This window comes from Metabacillus kandeliae, from assembly GCF_021166585.1.
GTDB lineage: Bacteria > Bacillota > Bacilli > Bacillales > Bacillaceae > Metabacillus_B > Metabacillus_B kandeliae.
This window is the reverse complement of the sequence record NZ_JAJOZE010000001.1, coordinates 12,792-29,416: the sequence shown is the minus strand read 5'-3', so window position 1 is coordinate 29,416 and position 16,625 is coordinate 12,792. Positions and strand designations below refer to the sequence as shown.

Annotated in this window: 18 protein-coding genes; 8 read left to right on the top strand and 10 right to left on the bottom strand. The window is 45.1% G+C overall.

The window, feature by feature from the left end; translation table 11 throughout:
- The first annotated feature begins 38 nt into the window (after nt 1-38).
- On the top strand, nt 39-236 hold the full coding sequence (locus tag LRR81_RS00175) for a hypothetical protein (protein WP_231787280.1): 198 nt from the start codon (nt 39-41) through the stop codon (nt 234-236).
- Nucleotides 237-341: 105 nt separating this feature from the next.
- Here the strand turns inward: LRR81_RS00175 and LRR81_RS00170 are convergent, their stop codons facing one another.
- The 3 genes from LRR81_RS00170 to LRR81_RS00160 form a co-directional block, all read right to left on the bottom strand.
- A complete protein-coding gene (locus tag LRR81_RS00170) occupies nt 342-782 on the bottom strand; it encodes a Dps family protein (RefSeq protein ID WP_231787279.1) in 441 nt (146 codons plus the stop codon).
- 74 nt (nt 783-856) lie between these two features.
- A complete protein-coding gene (locus LRR81_RS00165) occupies nt 857-1,273 on the bottom strand; it encodes a FixH family protein (protein ID WP_231787278.1) in 417 nt (138 codons plus the stop codon).
- 185 nt (nt 1,274-1,458) lie between these two features.
- Nucleotides 1,459-1,932, bottom strand: coding sequence for an S-ribosylhomocysteine lyase (locus LRR81_RS00160; protein ID WP_231787277.1), 474 nt, complete (start codon nt 1,930-1,932; stop codon nt 1,459-1,461).
- 155 nt (nt 1,933-2,087) lie between these two features.
- Here LRR81_RS00160 and yidD point away from each other — a divergent pair, with 155 nt between their 5' ends.
- On the top strand, nt 2,088-2,333 hold the full coding sequence (gene yidD / locus LRR81_RS00155) for a membrane protein insertion efficiency factor YidD (protein ID WP_231787276.1): 246 nt from the start codon (nt 2,088-2,090) through the stop codon (nt 2,331-2,333).
- A 97-nt stretch (nt 2,334-2,430) separates the two neighbouring features.
- Nucleotides 2,431-3,390 (top strand): metal ABC transporter solute-binding protein, Zn/Mn family, encoded by a 960-nt coding sequence (locus tag LRR81_RS00150; RefSeq protein ID WP_408631569.1) that lies wholly within the window; start codon nt 2,431-2,433, stop codon nt 3,388-3,390.
- Nucleotides 3,391-3,679: 289 nt separating this feature from the next.
- Here the strand turns inward: LRR81_RS00150 and LRR81_RS00145 are convergent, their stop codons facing one another.
- A complete protein-coding gene (locus LRR81_RS00145; protein ID WP_231787275.1) occupies nt 3,680-3,937 on the bottom strand; it encodes a type B 50S ribosomal protein L31 in 258 nt (85 codons plus the stop codon).
- Between the two features lie 228 nt (nt 3,938-4,165).
- Here LRR81_RS00145 and LRR81_RS00140 point away from each other — a divergent pair, with 228 nt between their 5' ends.
- Genes LRR81_RS00140 through LRR81_RS00130 form a run of 3 tightly spaced genes read left to right on the top strand, consistent with a single transcriptional unit; the run spans nt 4,166 to nt 6,812 of the window.
- Nucleotides 4,166-5,512, top strand: a complete 1,347-nt coding sequence (locus tag LRR81_RS00140) for a cytochrome ubiquinol oxidase subunit I (protein ID WP_231787274.1) — start codon at nt 4,166-4,168, stop codon at nt 5,510-5,512.
- A gap of 19 nt (nt 5,513-5,531) precedes the next feature.
- On the top strand, nt 5,532-6,593 hold the full coding sequence (locus tag LRR81_RS00135; protein WP_231787273.1) for a cytochrome d ubiquinol oxidase subunit II: 1,062 nt from the start codon (nt 5,532-5,534) through the stop codon (nt 6,591-6,593).
- A gap of 60 nt (nt 6,594-6,653) precedes the next feature.
- A complete protein-coding gene (locus LRR81_RS00130; RefSeq protein ID WP_231787272.1) occupies nt 6,654-6,812 on the top strand; it encodes a DUF1540 domain-containing protein in 159 nt (52 codons plus the stop codon).
- A gap of 226 nt (nt 6,813-7,038) precedes the next feature.
- Here LRR81_RS00130 and menC read toward each other — a convergent pair whose 3' ends face one another.
- The 6 genes from menC to LRR81_RS00100 form a co-directional block, all read right to left on the bottom strand.
- The gene (gene menC, locus LRR81_RS00125) at nt 7,039-8,145 is read right to left on the bottom strand and encodes an o-succinylbenzoate synthase (RefSeq protein WP_231787271.1); all 1,107 of its coding nucleotides are present in this window, start codon (nt 8,143-8,145) and stop codon (nt 7,039-7,041) included.
- Complete coding sequence (locus LRR81_RS00120) at nt 8,135-9,616, bottom strand: o-succinylbenzoate--CoA ligase (RefSeq protein ID WP_231787270.1); 1,482 nt, start codon at nt 9,614-9,616, stop codon at nt 8,135-8,137. The genes menC and LRR81_RS00120 overlap by 11 nt, the downstream gene beginning before the upstream one ends.
- 71 nt (nt 9,617-9,687) lie before the next feature.
- Nucleotides 9,688-10,506: a 1,4-dihydroxy-2-naphthoyl-CoA synthase gene (menB, locus tag LRR81_RS00115; protein WP_231787269.1), complete on the bottom strand. Its 819-nt coding sequence runs from the start codon at nt 10,504-10,506 to the stop codon at nt 9,688-9,690.
- A complete protein-coding gene (gene menH / locus LRR81_RS00110; RefSeq protein ID WP_231787268.1) occupies nt 10,503-11,330 on the bottom strand; it encodes a 2-succinyl-6-hydroxy-2,4-cyclohexadiene-1-carboxylate synthase in 828 nt (275 codons plus the stop codon). The genes menB and menH overlap by 4 nt, the downstream gene beginning before the upstream one ends.
- Complete coding sequence (gene menD / locus LRR81_RS00105; protein ID WP_231787267.1) at nt 11,323-13,077, bottom strand: 2-succinyl-5-enolpyruvyl-6-hydroxy-3-cyclohexene-1-carboxylic-acid synthase; 1,755 nt, start codon at nt 13,075-13,077, stop codon at nt 11,323-11,325. The genes menH and menD overlap by 8 nt, the downstream gene beginning before the upstream one ends.
- Entirely contained in the window at nt 13,074-14,483 is a 1,410-nt protein-coding gene (locus LRR81_RS00100) for an isochorismate synthase (RefSeq protein WP_231787266.1), read from the bottom strand. Before LRR81_RS00100 ends, menD begins: the two co-directional genes overlap by 4 nt.
- Nucleotides 14,484-14,754: 271 nt before the next feature.
- Here LRR81_RS00100 and LRR81_RS00095 point away from each other — a divergent pair, with 271 nt between their 5' ends.
- Nucleotides 14,755-15,690, top strand: coding sequence for a 1,4-dihydroxy-2-naphthoate polyprenyltransferase (locus LRR81_RS00095; RefSeq protein ID WP_231787265.1), 936 nt, complete (start codon nt 14,755-14,757; stop codon nt 15,688-15,690).
- Between the two features lie 107 nt (nt 15,691-15,797).
- Entirely contained in the window at nt 15,798-16,562 is a 765-nt protein-coding gene (locus LRR81_RS00090; RefSeq protein WP_231787264.1) for a TraR/DksA C4-type zinc finger protein, read from the top strand.
- Nucleotides 16,563-16,625 lie beyond the last annotated feature (63 nt).

Sequence of the window (16,625 nt, the reverse complement as noted above, 5' to 3'; positions counted from 1 at the left end):
AAATGAAAAGGAAAGCTTTTAAGGAGGCACCCTGGAATATGGATTGGAAAGAACACTTTACAAAAGATGCAGCTATAAAAATACAGGCTGGCAGAGAGGACCTCTCCTCTGCCATAGGCGATTACGTCAGCCAGCTCACAGATCAGGAAGTCATCCAGCTGACGCGTTCAGCAGACAGCGAAGCCTTAAGAAATGCTGTAGCATTGGCCATTTATGAGAGAGCAAACCAAGTCTAGCCATTAAAACGTTCTAGATGGATTTTACCCTTATTAAAAGTAACCTAATCCTTCGGAGGCAGCTGCTGTTCCGCAATAGAAAAAAGCTGGCAAAAGCCAGCTTTTTCATTTATTTAAATAGGCCTTAAGCATCCAAATGTGCTTTTCCAAGCTTTGATGAATGGACAGCAGCATGTCTCCTGTTGTTTCATCGCCGGAATCTGAAGCAAGGTCCATGCCTTCTTTTGTTTCCTCGGCAACAGCAGAAAAATCCTCAAACAGCTGCTGCACCATCTTCTCCGCAGTTTCCTTTCCTGTTGCCTCTTCAATAGAAGCGAGCGCAAGGCACTCCCTCATTGTTGCCGCAGGCTTTCCATTTAACGCAAGCAGCCGTTCTGCAAGCTCATCAATATAGGTGTTCGCTTCATTATAAAATTCTTCAAATTTGGCATGCAGGGTAAAAAAATCTTTGCCTTTTACATACCAATGGTAATTATGCAGTTTTACATAAAGAACCGTCCAGTTCGCTACCTGCTTGTTCACAGCATCTGTTAACTTTTGCGCCATCTTGCATCCTCCTTATTTAACGTATCCAACCGTTAGTGTGTCCCAATCTTCAGGAGGAATGCAGGGCTTGCTGCTTACTTAGGGGTTTCCATTTTCTTGCGGTTTCTTTCCTTTATGCCGCCGTTTCCCGCCATCACTTCAAGCTTTGGCATTGTGTGCTGATCCTTTGCTGATACATGCGACTGAATCGTGTACATGCTGTCAGCTCGAAAACTATAGGAAAGCTCATAAGTTCCATCCGCTGACTGCTTTGCCGGCTTCATTTCATCAACACCTGAATTGGAAGTGATTTCAAACTGAACATCTGCATCTTTTACCGTCTCTTTTCCATAGCTGACCTTTGCTTGATATACATAAGGCTTGTTCAGTTCAGCCTTCACAGGTCCCTCTAGAGCAACCTTCAGTTCCAATGGCATAGAAGACTGTGCTGCATTGTTGTTTCCGCAGCCTGCCAGCAGCAAAAACACGATGGCAACCAACCATTTTTTCATTGTATTTCCCCTTTTTCTTCTGAATCTATTTTGTAATCAATTCCATATAAACAAGGGGAAATCCTTTTTTAAGCTTATTTTGAATTGTTGCTTATAGCAGCTTGCCGCTCAAATCAGCAGGTGCTCCAATAACATAGCCTTGACATAAAAAAAACCCTAAAGCCAAAGGCCATAGGGGTTTCTTCTTATCCGAATACTTTTTCCAAGTCTGCGCTGTCCTGGTCAAGCCAGAAGTTCATGAGGCGTTTTGCTCCATCCAAATCATGAAGCTTTGCCTGGCCGCATTGAAGCTCGTTGGCTGCCGGGATTTCTGTTACCTGGACGGCATCCTTCATTGTTTCTTCCAGCAGGCTGATGATCTCCTTCACTGACGGATTGCCGCTCACAATCAGATAATATCCTGTCTGGCAGCCCATTGGAGAAATATCAATGATATCAAAATGGTCATATTTCTCTGCATACGTGCGGATTGTAAAGGCAAGAAGATGTTCCAGTGTATGAATTGTTTCCGGCTTCATCGCCTGTTTATTCGGCTGGCAGAAACGGATATCAAATTTATTCACTTCACCATCTGTACCGACCTTGTGCACGCCGCAATGTCTGACATATGGGGCAACAACTGCTGTATGATCAAGTTCAAAACTTTCTACTGAAGGCATTCACAATCACTCCTTTTAATCATTCTTCCTTTATTGTACACGTAAATCCGATTAATTTCATCAACTTTATAACCATTTCCAGCCTGCCAAAATCCTTCTCATTGCATTTTCCCTTTGCCTGCATTAAAGTAAACTTGAATAAGGCAGGTGCTGACATGAAAACCATTTTGATCGGATTGATTAAAGTTTACCAAAAAGTGATCTCCCCGCTAAAGCCCCCAACATGCCGATTTTACCCAACCTGTTCAAGCTATGGAGCAGAAGCAATCAGAAAACACGGCGCGTTAAAAGGGAGCTATCTGGCAGCCGCGCGAATAGCGAAATGCCACCCGTTTCACCCAGGCGGCTACGATCCTGTTCCTGAACCAAAACCTTCATCAAATAAACAAACGCAAGATTGACGTCCGCTACTCAAAATATGTCAATCTTTTTTTCTTATTCTCAAATCGTAATAATTACGATATAATGAGTTTTGGAATTGCAGGAGAGGAGAAACAAATGAACAGTTTAATGAAACCTGTTCTGCTTGCGGCAATGGTGCTGTTGCTTCTTTCAGGCTGTTCTGCAAAGGAACAGGAGCACAATGCGGACGGCAAGCTGAAGGTTTACACAACCATTTTTCCTTTAGAGGACTTTGCCAAAAAAATTGGCGGAAATAAAGTAGAAGTAGAAAGTGTCCTTCCCCCTAATGTGGAAGCCCATTCATATGAACCTTCAGCAAAGACGATGGTGAATATGGCCGGAAGCGACGCTTTTATCTATACAGGTGCCGGTGTGGAAGGATTCGGTGATAAAGCAGCAGAAACGCTGAAGCATGAAAATGTAGCCATAGTAAAAGCAGCAGAAGGCATTAAGCTTTTAAAAGGCGAGCACCACCATGATGAAGATACCGAGCATAAAGGGCCATATGCGGAAGAGGAAGAAGCGCACGGAGATACCGATCCTCATTTATGGCTCGATCCGCTGCGAGCCATTCAAATAGCCGATAATATTAAAAAATCGCTGATCAGTCTAAGGCCTGAGCATAAACAAGAGTTCGAGCAGAACTTCCAAAAGCTGAAAACCGATCTTACGAAACTTGACCAGGACTTTGCCCAGACCATTAAACAATCCCCTAAAAAGGAGATTCTTGTATCCCATGCCGCTTACGGCTACTGGGAAAGCCGCTATGGCGTGCATGAAATCAGCGTGATGGGTCTCTCGCCAATGGAAGAGCCTTCCCAAAAAACTCTGGAATCCGTTGTGAAGGAAGCAAAAGCCCACAGCATCCGCTATGTGATCTTTGAAAGCAACATCAGCAGCAAAATCTCAGAGATTGTGGAAAAAGAAATCGGCGCCAAGCCTTTGACTCTTTATAATTTGGAATCTGTCCCTCTGGAAGCAGTCAAAAACAATAAGGATTACATCAGCCTGATGAGAGAGAATTTAAAAACATTGAAAACAGCATTGGCTGAATAGAAGCAGAAACAGCATCTTTGGGATGCTGTTTTTTTAGCAGTTCGCTTTTTGCAACCGGCCTTTCAATAAAAATGGCTTTCACTGAGCAGAAAGGAACTTTGCAGCTCGTTGCCATTTGATCCTGCCTAAATATAGCATAAAACCCCTGGATTGCTCTTTGAAATATGATTATATCGGCGGTTCATAGCCGTATATCAGCGGATGAAGGCCTTATATCTGCGAACTGCTCAAGCCCCCGCTTTCTCCAGTAAAATCATCTTAAAAAAATAAGCAGGCATAGAATGCCTGCTTACTCAGCTTCGCTTTTCATATTGTATTTTTTTCTGAAACGCTCTGCACGGCCGCCTTTATCAGCGAATTTTTGTCTGCCTGTATAGAACGGATGAGTATCTGAAGTTACTTCCATTTTAATGAGAGGGTATGTGCTGCCGTCTTCCCACTCAACCGTTTCATTAGAGGTTCTAGTTGAACCGCTTAAAAATTTTGCACCGCTATTTACGTCCATGTAGACGACTTTTTTGTAATCCGGATGAATTCCTTGTTTCATGTTTCAAACCCCTTTCACAAATCGTAATCATTACGCTTTATAGAATATCGCATTTATCTCTTTTTGTCAAACAGATGTGTTTCATTCCTGCCGGCAGAATAATAACTAACAAAAAGTGGATAATAAGGTAAGAAATTTGACTGCATACCTCATGTGTAAATTATTCCCCTTTTGCGGGTGCTAAAACATTTCACTTGGAACTGCATACAGAAAGGCGGGACTTACCTTATGACAGATTTAATACTGGCCAGGTCATTATTTGGCACAACAATGGCATTTCATATTATTTTCGCTACATTGGGTGTCGGTATTCCTTTAATGATTCTTGCCGCTGAAATTATGCATCTCAGAACAAAGGATCAGGACTATTCCGTAATGGCAAAGCGCTGGACAAAAGCGCAGGCCGTGCTGCTTGGAGTGGCGATTCCGACTGGAACCATTGCAGCGGTTCAGCTTTCTTTGCTATGGCCTGGTTTTATGGAAGTAATCGGCAAGGTCATGTCCCTTCCATTTCAAATTGAAGTTTATGCTTTTTTCATTGAGGCGCTGTTTATGTCCATTTACGTTTACGCTTATGATCGGCTATCAGCTAAAATGCGCCTGATTACGGTATTTTTGGTTATGCTCGGTGCCGCCGCTTCAGCCATTCTTATTACAAATGTTCATGCTTTTGAGGGAACGCCTGCCGGTTTTTCCGTTAAAAACGGTGAAATTGTGGATGTTCATCCTTGGAAGGCTTTTTTCAATCCGAGTTTTGCTGTTTCTGCAGGACATGTTGCGGTTTCAGCCTTTATGACAGGTGCTTTTGTTATTTCAGCCATTGCAGCTTTTAAAATGATCCGGAACAGAAAGAAAGAAAGACTTTATCAGTTTCACCGCAAAGCCCTGATGATGGGGCTGATTATTGGAGGGATTTTTTCGCTCCTGACTGCTCTGAACGGCCATGCATCAGCACAAAAGCTGCATGAATACCAGCCTGAAAAGCTGGCGGCTGCAGAAGGCCTTTTCGAAACGCAGGATCATGCACCGCTTGCAATCGGGGGCTTCACTGATAAAGAAACACAAAAAGTCAAATGGGGAATTGAAGTGCCGTGGGCTTTAAGTTTTTTGGCAGCGAACAGCTTTGACACTGTTGTGAAAGGCTTGAATGACTTTCCAAAGGATGAGTGGCCGCCGCTCTTTGTGCACACCCTGTTTAACGGTATGGTTGCAATCGGCAGCCTGCTCATTCTTCTCTCTGCTGCTGGGTTCTTTTGGCGAAGAGTGCTAAAAAAGGATAGGTTCCCAAGATGGTTTTTATGGATTTGTGTTTTATCAGGCCCGCTCTCCCTTCTCTCTATCGAATTCGGCTGGATTTTTGCCTGCACAGGAAGACAGCCATGGGTGATTTACCGCATGCTCCGAACAGCTGACGTTGTGACGCAATCAGGTCAAATCGGCACTTTGTTTGCCCTGTTTACAGGTATCTATGTCATTTTGGGCGCCGCTGTGGTCCTTGTTCTGACCTATTACTTCAAGCGAAATCCTCTTGAAAATGAAATTACTAAGAGGCCGCAGGACAGCGTTCATGTTTAAAAGAAAGGAGCTGTAAAAGATGGGCGTTTCATTGAATGCATTGCTGGCCATTACTGTGCTGTGGGGATTTATTTTCATCTATGCTTTTATGGCGACAATGGATTTCGGGGCGGGCTTCTGGTCCATGATTTATACAAAAAATCAAAAAACAAAAGCAACAAACATTGCCAATAAATACTTATCACCGACCTGGGAAGTAACAAATGTGTTCATTGTTGCCATCGTTGTAGCATTGTTCAGCTTTTTCCCTGGTGCGACCTTTATTCTCGGGACAGTTCTTTTGATTCCCGGCAGCATCATTCTCATTCTCCTTGCCATCCGAAGCGGGTTTCTTGTTTTTTCGCATTCGGCTAAGAAATACCAAACGGCGCTTACTTATGTATCCGGCATCTCTGGGTTCATCATTCCGGCCTTGCTGATCTGCGTGCTGCCGATCACACATGGCGGGTACATTCAAACTGTGAACGGCGTCCATCAGCTTCAGCTTCTCAACTTAATCACAAGTCCTGACATTTTTGCCTTTATCGGTTTTGCGATCAGCAGCACGCTTTTTCTTTCTTCCCTGCTGCTTGCTGATTATTCCATAAACCTCTCCAAGGATCTTGATGCGTATAAGGTTTACCGGAGAGATGCGCTCATAACAGGGCCGATCTCTGTTGTTATGGCCTTTTTTATCATGCTGACGCTGAAAAGCGAGGCTCCCTGGCTCTACTCTAATATGATGAAATATCTGCCGTTTTTGATCGGATCCATTATTATGTTCTTTGCTGCAGGGGCAGCCCTTCTGATTCCTTCCGGCAGAAAAGATGGACTGACTGGAAGGCCTAGGGTCGCCATGATCGCGATTGTGATCCAATACCTGCTGGCAAGCTATGCATACGGAAGAGCGCATTTGCCTTATATGATTTACCCTGATGTAACACTTGATGCCGGTTTTACAAACCCTGAAACTTTTAAAGCCTTGTTTATCACCTATATCGTTGGGTTTATTATTCTTTTTCCAGGCTTCGTCTTTTTCTGGAATATGTTCATGAAGGACAATCGGGACAGCAATGATTCTGAGCCGGCACCTCATGAATGATTTTTACGTGTTTTAAGCAAAATAAAAGCTCATCCACCTTATAAAGGAGGGCTGATTGAAATGGAACAGAAAATTATGTGCGAGGTGCACAACTGCACCTATTGGGGCAGCGGCAACCGCTGTACGGCAGATGCCATCTATGTTGTCAGCCATAAAGGCGAGCGAGCTTCCAAAACAGAAGAAACAGACTGCAGAACGTTTGAACCTCAAGATGTATAGAAAAGCGAAAGCCGCTCGTTCAGCCCCGGCAAGCATAAGACGGACAGCCGGAGAAAGGCGGTTTTTCCTTTCTCTGGATGACCGGCTTATGACCTCGAGGGGCTAGCGGCTGAAGCTGGACAAATCAACTTTTGAAAATCAGCTATCTAAGTACAAGTACAAAAAAGCCCGGCTGGTCCGGGCTTTTTCATTTTCCCCTCAAAAAAATAAGCTCCTATGCCAGAAGCTACATTTGATAAGCAAAAACGTGCTTTGTATATTTGTCTAATTTTTTCATATCAACTTGAAATCCAATCCCAGCCTGTTCCGGTACTTGTATTTTGCCATTTTTCACTGTGACCTCTGGTGAAATGATGTCTTCCTCCCAATACCTTGATGAAGCGGAAATATCTCCAGGTATAGAAAAGTTCGGCAAAGAGGCGCAGGCAATATTATGGGCTCTTGAGACTCCTGTTTCAAGCATACCTCCGCACCAGACAGGAATGTTCTTTTCCATGCAGTAATTATGAATATTGACTGTTTCCTGCAGACCCCCAACCCTGCCAGGCTTAATATTGATTACTCTGCAGCTGCCAAGCTCAATGGCTTTTCTGGCATCATCCAGCGACACGATGCTTTCATCGAGACAAATGGGAGTCTGAAGCTCCCTTTGAAGAATGGCGTGATCCACTATATCGTCTGCCGCAAGCGGCTGTTCGATCATCATCAGAGAAAACTCATCAAGCGCCTTTAAATGATCTATGTCCTCTAGTGTATAAGCAGAATTTGCATCAGCCATCATCGGCAGAGCGGGAAACTCTTTTCTAATTTCCCGAATCAGGCCAACGTCCTGGCCGGGCTTAATTTTCACCTTAAACCGCTTATACCCTTCAGAAAGATGCGCATCAATTTTTTTTATCATTTCCTGCCTTGGGGCGAGCCCAATGACAACGCCTGCTTCAATTGCTGATCTTGTGCCGCCGAGCATAGCGGAAAGGGGCTTCTCATGCTCCTTTGCATAGCAGTCCCATACTGCTCCTTCTATAGCCGCCTTCGCCATATAATTTCGCTTCAGCTTTGAAAATAATGGGCCAAGCTCTTTCGGATGAGAAAATTCTTTCCCGGCTATAAGCGGAATCAGAAAATCTTTCAGCATGTGAAAAACGGTCTGAACGGTTTCCTCTGTGTACCATGGCGAGGAAAAGGCAACCGCTTCTCCCCAGCCTGTGACACCTTCTTCAGTAACTGCTTTTACAATAATGCTTTCCCGCATCTCCACTTTCTCCAGACTGGAGACAAACGGCTCAATCAGCTTCATTTCCGTAAAGTACAGCTCTGCATGCTTAATTTTCATGTTCAGCCTCCCTCCTGGCCCATTCCTTCAGCGTTCTTCTCAGCAGTTTGCTGGATGCGTTCCGCGGCAAAGCCTCAGCAAATGTGATAAAGGCAGGAACCTTATAGGAAGCCAGATGCTTTTTGCAATAACGAAGCAGTTCTTCTTTATCAGCAGAATCTCGCAGGACGATAAAGGCGTGCGGTACTTCTCCCCATTTTTCATGAGGAACACCTGTTACACCTGCCTCTTTGACAGAGTGATGGCTTGTAAGGACAGATTCTATTTCAGCAGGATAAACATTTTCTCCGCCGGAAATAATTAAATCACTGCGTCGGTCCAGCACGTACAAAAAGCCTTCTGTATCAAGAAAACCAATATCCCCTGTATAAAACCAGCCTTCCTTCAGGTTTTCAGCTGAAGCATCCTCCCTTTTCCAGTAGCCCGGCGTCACATTGGGTCCTTTTACAAGTATTTCACCAGGAGCATGCGGCAAGGCTTCCCTGCCATCCCGATCGATAATTTTCATCTGGTTCGGCATAAGCGGCTTTCCGGCAGATCCGAGCTTAGAGATGCTGTACTCCGGTGACAGTGTTGTGAATTGCGAGGAGGTTTCTGTCATCCCGAATGTTTGGAAAACAGGGATCTCCTTTTCTTTGCACTCTAAAAGCAATTTTTCCGGAGCAGGGCCTCCTCCCAAAAGCATGCAGCGGAAAGCTGCAGGATAAGGTTTTGTCCCAAGCTCCTCTAGAAGCTCTCGCAGCATGGCAGAAACAACAGAAATAACGGTGGCACCCTTTTCTATAATCGCTTTGTTTACGGCTTCAGGCTTAAACCTTTCAAACAGCATGGCTGGAATGCCGTATAACACACTTCTAAATAAAATTGAAAGGCCGCTTATATGAAAAAGCGGTACAGCACACACCCATTTGTCTTCGCTTGAAAGGCCGAGGTTCAGCACAGATCCTGCCGCACTCCACCAGTGATTGCCGTAAGTCTGCTGCACACCCTTTGGCCTGCCGGTTGTCCCAGATGTATACATAATGGTCGCCGTTTCGGATAGCTCAAATTCCTTTATGTACTGATCAGCTGATGTGTCTTCTTCTTTGCATAGAAGGCCTGATGCCGGGACTGCCCTTATGCCTGCTTCACTTTGCGGCATTAATTCGTCATCAGCAATTAACAGCACTGCTTCACTGTCTTTTTGCTGCCACGCCAATTCTTCCTCTGCCAATCGGATGTTCAGCATAACGGCTTTCGCCCCTGCATAAAAAACAGCGTGAACCGTTACAGCCATATCAAGGCTGTTTTTCATCAATATTGCAACATGATCGCCCTTTTTTACACCTAGTTTCTGTAAATGAAAGCATTTTTTCCTGGCCATTTCATGCAGCTCAAGAAATGAAATTTCTTTATCGTGAAAAATTAAACCCGGACGATCTGGTGTAAGATGCGCCCGCTGTGCCAGCCAATTCGGCATCACCGTATTCATTGCTTTCACCTCTTATTCCTGTATAGTGCGAAAAACAGCCTGGCGGAATCCGCCAAGCTGTCTGCTAAAAATTAAGGGAAACGAGGGAACTGCTTAAAGTCCGGACTGCGTTTTTCTTTAAACGAATCGCGGCCTTCCTTCGCTTCATCAGTCGTATAATAAAGCAATGTAGCATCTCCAGCAAACTGCTGCAGGCCAGCAAGGCCGTCAGTGTCTGCATTCATTGCTGCTTTAAGGAAACGGATGGCAGTCGGACTCTTTTCAAGAATTTCTTCGCACCATTGAACAGTTTCTTTTTCAAGTTCAGCAAGCGGCACAACCGTATTGACCAGACCCATATCGAGTGCATCCTGTGCACTGTACTGGCGGCACAAATACCAGATTTCACGGGCTTTTTTATGTCCTACTATGCGTGCCAGGTAGCCTGAACCGTAGCCGGCATCAAAGCTGCCCACTTTCGGTCCTGTTTGTCCAAATACAGCATTATCTGCTGCAATTGTCAGGTCACAAACAACGTGCAATACGTGGCCTCCGCCGATCGCATAGCCTGCCACCATCGCGATGACCGGCTTCGGAATCACGCGGATTAAGCGCTGAAGATCCAGGACATTCAGGCGCGGGATATTATCCTCGCCCACATAGCCTCCATGGCCGCGGACTTTTTGATCTCCGCCTGAACAGAAGGCTTTTTCGCCTGCACCAGTTAAAATAATAACGCCGACGTTAGAATCGTCTCTTGCATAAGCAAAAGCATCGATCAATTCCATAACTGTCTTCGGCCTGAATGCATTATGTACTTCAGGTCTGTTGATCGTAATTTTCGCAATGCCATTGTAAGTTTCATATAAAATATCTTCATACACGCGCTCTGAAACCCAATCAAAACTCATTGAAAGTCCCCCTGTTCCATATTTTTTAAAAACTCACTTACTATTTTACCAAAAAATCGAGGCTGTTCTACATGAATTGCATGTCCAGCCTCTCTCACCTGCTTTAGCACTGCCTTAGGAAAAAGCGCCTGCATTTCCTTATTGATGCCGCAAAACTTCGAATCCCATTCGCCTGTAATGAGCAGAACATCTTTAGGAAAGGAGGAAAGTCTGTCCCACCAAGACGGCTGTGCACCTGTCCCCATCCCTTTGAGGCTGTATGCGAGACCTGCCGGCTTATTTCTAAGACGCTCTTCCCTGATGCTTTTCCTGATCTCATCAGGCAGCTTTTTCTGCGACTCAAAAAGGGGAATATTTTCCCACTTATTGATGAAAGCCTCCATTCCATACTGCAGAATTTCATCGGCAAGCTTATGATCCTGTTCTCTTCTTTGGTTTCTTTCCTCGTCTGTCTTAAGGCCAGGCGAGCTGCTCTCCAAGATGAGTGATGAAACCAAATCAGGAAAAAGCATGGCAAATGACAGAGCAAGCCTTCCGCCCATTGAATATCCAAGCACAGAAACAGGCATGTCCACCTTCATAGAGGTAAGAAGCAGCATTAACTCCTCTGAAGCGTGCTTCATAGTATAAGGCGCCAGGCACTCTGGACTGTCTGACTTTCCATGGCCGATCACATCAACCGCTATTACCTGATATCCTTGCAGCATATCAAGAATGGGAAGCCAGCTTCCGGCTGAACCGGTGAAACCATGCAGCAAAACAACCGGCATTCCTTCGCCATACACCTCTGCAGAAAGCACTTTGTTTCTGACAGTTTTATGCATCTTTCAGCCTTCTTTTTATTTCCCGGGAAACATTTTCAAGCAAAGTCCGATGGTATCCGACACGCGTCTGGCGGTTTGTTCTGACTTCCACAATGCTGATTCCAGGCTCTTTCAGGGCTGCCGGGAAGACCTGTTTTAAGTGTTCCCAGCTGTCAATCAAATGATAGCCTGCACGGTAAAGCGCTGCTGCATGTTTAAAATCCAGTCCTGTTGGAGTCCCGAAAAGCGTCTCAAAATGCTTTTCTTCCTTTGATTGAGGCAAAAAGGAAAAAATCCCTCCGCCATCATTATTAACAAGCAGGATTGTTAAAGAAACTCCATTTAAATTAGCCCCAAGGAGGCCATTCATATCATGATAAAATGACAGATCGCCGATAACCAAAACTGCCGGCTCATCTTTTTCGGCTGCTATACCGGCCGCGGTCGACACAACGCCGTCAATGCCGTTTGCGCCTCTGTTGGCAAAAATGAGGATCTCTTTCTCTGTAACAGGAAAGAACGTATCCGTATCCCTGATCGGCATGCTGTTTCCGACAATGAGCCTTGAATGATTAGGCATCAGCTCTCCGAGGAGCGAGTAAAGCCTGCCTTCAAACAATTCCGGTTCATCGGTCATTTCCCGAAAAGCATTTCTGAAAGCGTGATTGGCCTCTTTCCAGTCAGCAAGCCACTCTGTTTCCCTGCTTGGACCATTCATCAATGCATTTAAGTGTTTGCAGAACTCGCCTTCATCAGCTGCAATCAGCTCTGTTGCGGTAAGTGCTGGATCCCGCCACTCACCGTCTCTGTCCACGATGATCTGCAGAATTTCAGGATGGTCTCTCAGCTGCAAAAACAGCGGCTTTGAGACAGGCATAGCGCCAAACCTGATAACAAGATCTGGCTGAAAATGCCTGCTTAGCTCCTGGTCCTTCAATATGGAATCATAGCATTCCACAATGCTTTCTTTGCTGTGGGCTCCTGAGCGGAGATTTGACAGCGGATCGGCCAATATTGGAAAACCAGTGCTTTCTGCAAGCTGAACCACTTGATTGTGAAATTCTTCACTTTGTATGGCACCGCAAACAATAACGCCTTTTTCCGTATTGGAAACTAATTCTGCAATGCGCTTCATATCGCTCTCTGCAGCAACCGGCAAAGAAGGAGTTTTCACTGTAGTCATGCTTCTGTTCCATTTGTTTTTCCAAAGCTCTCCTGTATTTAAATCAGGAAGCAGCGGCTCTCTGAATGGAAAATTCAGATGCACCGGCCCCATTGGAACGGAGCGGGAATAGCCTGCTGCCCGTGCAGCCAATGTTCTCGCATACTGCTGCATGCTGACGGCTGTTTCCGGCAGTGCTGCATCATGAAACCACTTTGTGTATTTTCCGTAAAGGTGAAGCTGGTCAATAGCCTGAGGTGCACCGGAATCTCTAAGCTCATGAGGCCTGTCAGCTGTCAGCACCACAAGCGGCACATTGCTGTAATGAGCTTCTATAACAGCAGGAAAATAGTTCGCTGCTGCTGTCCCTGAGGTGCACAGCAATGCGACAGGAGACCTTTTTGATTTGGCAAGTCCCAGCGCATAAAACCCGGCAGAGCGTTCATCGATTTGAAGGTGCACCTTCATGCCGGGATGTTCTGACAGGAGAATGGCCATAGGAGTGGATCTTGATCCTGGACTCACAACTGCCTCTGTTATCCCCTGCTGAAATAGTTCATCTACAAAGCCTGCTGTATACTCGGTTATCGGATTAGGAGCACTCATTCTATCTTCCCTCCCAGGCTGGAAAGCATCGGTCTCAGTTTGATCATTGTTTCTGCATATTCTGCTTCAGGCTCTGAATCCCTTACAATGCCGCAGCCAGCATAAAGATGCGCATCTTTTCCTTTGATCAGACTTGAACGGATCGCAACGGCAAACTCACCGTTATCACCGGCATCAAACCATCCGATCGGTCCTGCATACCAGCCCCTGTCCATCGGTTCAATGGCACGGATCATCTCTACCGCCTTCTCCTTCGGCAAACCGCCAAGAGCAGGCGTCGGATGAAGCATTTCCACAAGATTCAAGAAGGAGCAGCCTTCTTTTATCCTGCCTTCCACAGGGGTGAATAAATGCTGAACGCTTTCTGTTTTATACAAGCCGGGCTCTTGCGGCACAGAAACACTTTCGCAGCAGTTCTCAAGAGCGCTCTTAATCATTTGCACCACATAGCCGTGCTCTTCTAAATTTTTCTTATCTGAAAGGAGCGTTTCTCCAAGAACAATATCTTCCTCTTCTGACTGCCCTCTTTTGATCGAGCCGGCTAAGCATGTGGAAAGGATGCTTTCCCCTTCCTTTTTAACAAGTCTTTCCGGTGTAGCTCCTAGAAAACAGCTCTTTTCATTTTCCATTGCAAAGATATAGGAGGTTTTCTGTTCCTCCATCAGCCGTTCCAAAACAGCTTCCGCCTGAACAGGCTCATCAAAGACAAGTGTTACATCCCTTGCGAGCACAACCTTGTCCAGTTCTCCTTCCTTAATGGCGTCCGTAGCCTTTACGATCGCCTCTAGCCACTCTTCCTTCATATGCTCTTTGCAGGAAATTTGCCGCGGGAGTTCTGCTTTAGAAGATTCACCTAGAGCTGAATATAATTGATAATCTTCAAAGTACTGAATGCATTCTTCTAATGTATCTTCTCTATAAACAATTTTATTAATGGTATAAAAAGACCCTTTTTCCGTCTTAGAGAGCATGCATTTTGGCAGAATAAATCTCGCCTCTTTATAGCTAGTCCATTCGTCCCTGCTGTTTTTATATGGATCGAAAGAAAAGCCGCCAAGAAGCAGCGGGCCGTATGCATTGCTTTTGCTGCTTTCATCTTTATAAAAAACAAGCTTAGTTAAGCGCTTCCATTCCTTTTCAACAGCCATAAAACGCTTGCTCGTTTTATCTTCAGAGGCAATCTCGTGCGCAATGCCCAATCCGGCAAAAGCCTGCCTGCTGCTCGGTGATCTCCAGAAAAATCGTTCTCCCTGAAAATTTTCCTTTCCAGCAGCAAAAAACGCAAAGGGGCCCATTGGATCTATCTCGGAGACATGGCTGACAAGGACAGGTTGATCTGTTTGAACAGCCGTCTCAAGCGCAGATCGTATGGTTTGCTTAAACGTATCCTGAAGCGTAGGTATCAACTGAAAAACCCCCAAAATCCGTAAAATCACTTTTTTAACCATACACCTCACAAAATGACGTGTCAATAGACTGACATTGGAGATGCGGTTACTACCTTATTATATAGCTTTCTGTCCTGATTAGAAATGAAGGAGGCTTAAAATGTAACAGGAAATAATGGAAGGCACCGGCTGGGAGCATTGACATGGCGCCCTGGATTACCTAAACTATTGTTGGGGCTGTCTGCAATTGCAGCTTGTCCCATTATCAGGCTTTAAAGGAGAGAAAAACATGCATCCTGATACACAAACATCTGATTCAGGAGTCAGAGGTCAAGGTAAAAACTGGCGCGTCTGGTGGATGCTGATGCGGCCGCACACACTAACTGCTGCGTTCATTCCCGTCACACTTGGGACGGTTATGGCTTTGAAGGAAGGATCCTTTCATATATGGCTGTTTCTCGCCATGCTGCTTGCTTCCCTTCTCATACAAGCAGCTACAAACATGTTTAATGAGTATTTTGACTTTAAGCGCGGTCTCGATAACAAAGATTCCGTCGGAATCGGCGGCGCTATTGTCAGAGACGGTGTAAAGCCGTCAACAGTTCTGAATCTCGCCTTTATCTTTTTCGGCATTTCAGCTCTTTTAGGCGTTTACATCTGCTTTGCTTCAAGCTGGTGGATTGCTTTGATCGGTACGTTCTGCATGGCAGCAGGCTATTTTTATTCCGGCGGTCCCCGCCCGATTGCCTATACGCCTTTCGGTGAATTAACATCAGGACTCTTAATGGGAGTAGTCATTATCCTTATTTCCTTTTTTATTCAAACAGATGCCGTTACAATGGATTCCTTTTTGATTTCCATTCCGGTTTCGCTTTTAATCGGAGCAATCAATTTGGCTAACAACATTAGAGACCATGACGGAGATAAGCTGAACGGCAGAAAAACATTGGCTATCCTTTTCGGGCAAAAAAATGCCATTCGTTTTCTGGCATTCATTTTCACCCTTTCCTACCTGCTTGTTATTGCATTTATTCTGTTTCATATCACATCATTTTGGAGCTTGCTTGTCTTTTTAAGCCTTCCGAAATCCATCTCTGCCATCAAGTCATTTATAGGCAAAAAAAGACCGGTTGAAATGATGCCTGCCATGCGGGCTACAGCTCAAACGAATACGCAGTTCGGCTTTTTACTGGCAATCGGTGTTTTTATCAGCTATCTTCTCTGACACAGGCTTTAGTCTGTGTCTTTTTTTTGCCTTTCTTTCATGGAGACATGTTTCTGCACGGGAATGACCATACTATGAGGAGTAAAAGGATAAAGGAGGGCACCAGATTGCTTACACCTCAGCAGCTGAGCCAATACCGCACCATTCTGGAAGCTGAAAAAAAAGAGCTGCTTTCCAGATTTGAAGAAAATGGCCATTTCGGTTTGGATGAAGGCTATGCGCACGAATCAACAGGCGAGCTTTCAAGCTATGATAACCATCCTGCAGACGATGCAACCGAATTATTTGAACGGGAAAAGGATCTTGCTCTGAATGAGATGGCAGAAGAAGAGCTTCACGATATTGAGCGGGCCCTGAAAGCGATTGATGAAGGAAAATATGGACTCTGTGCAGTATGCGGAAAGGAAATCCCACCTGAACGTTTATCTGCAGTTCCTTCAGCCGTTACCTGCAAGGAGCATTCGCCAAACCAGAACGTCTCCCATGACAGGCCAATTGAAGAAGAAGTATTACAGCCCCCATTCGGCCAGTTTGACTTTGATGATGACAGTGATGAGTCAGCAGCATACGATGCTGAGGATGCTTTCCAGGAAGTCGCAGAGTTCGGGACATCTGACAGTCCTTCAGACCTTGAATACCCTCAAAAAACGTATGATGACATGTTCAGTGAAGCAGATGAACCTATTGGGTACACGGAAGACTTTGAAAATTTCATCGGAACAGATATTACTGGAAAAGAAATAACGGTTTACCCAAGTGTGCTTCATGAAAAATATGAAGCAGCCCTTGATGAAGAAGGCATCATGACAGAATTCGGCGATCTGCCAGCTTATGAAAAAGAACCATATACAGAACATAATGAGAGGGACTGATGCCAATCAGCCCCTCTTTGTCATATTATCCAATGTTCCGCTATACGTTTTAAAGAGCTTGGA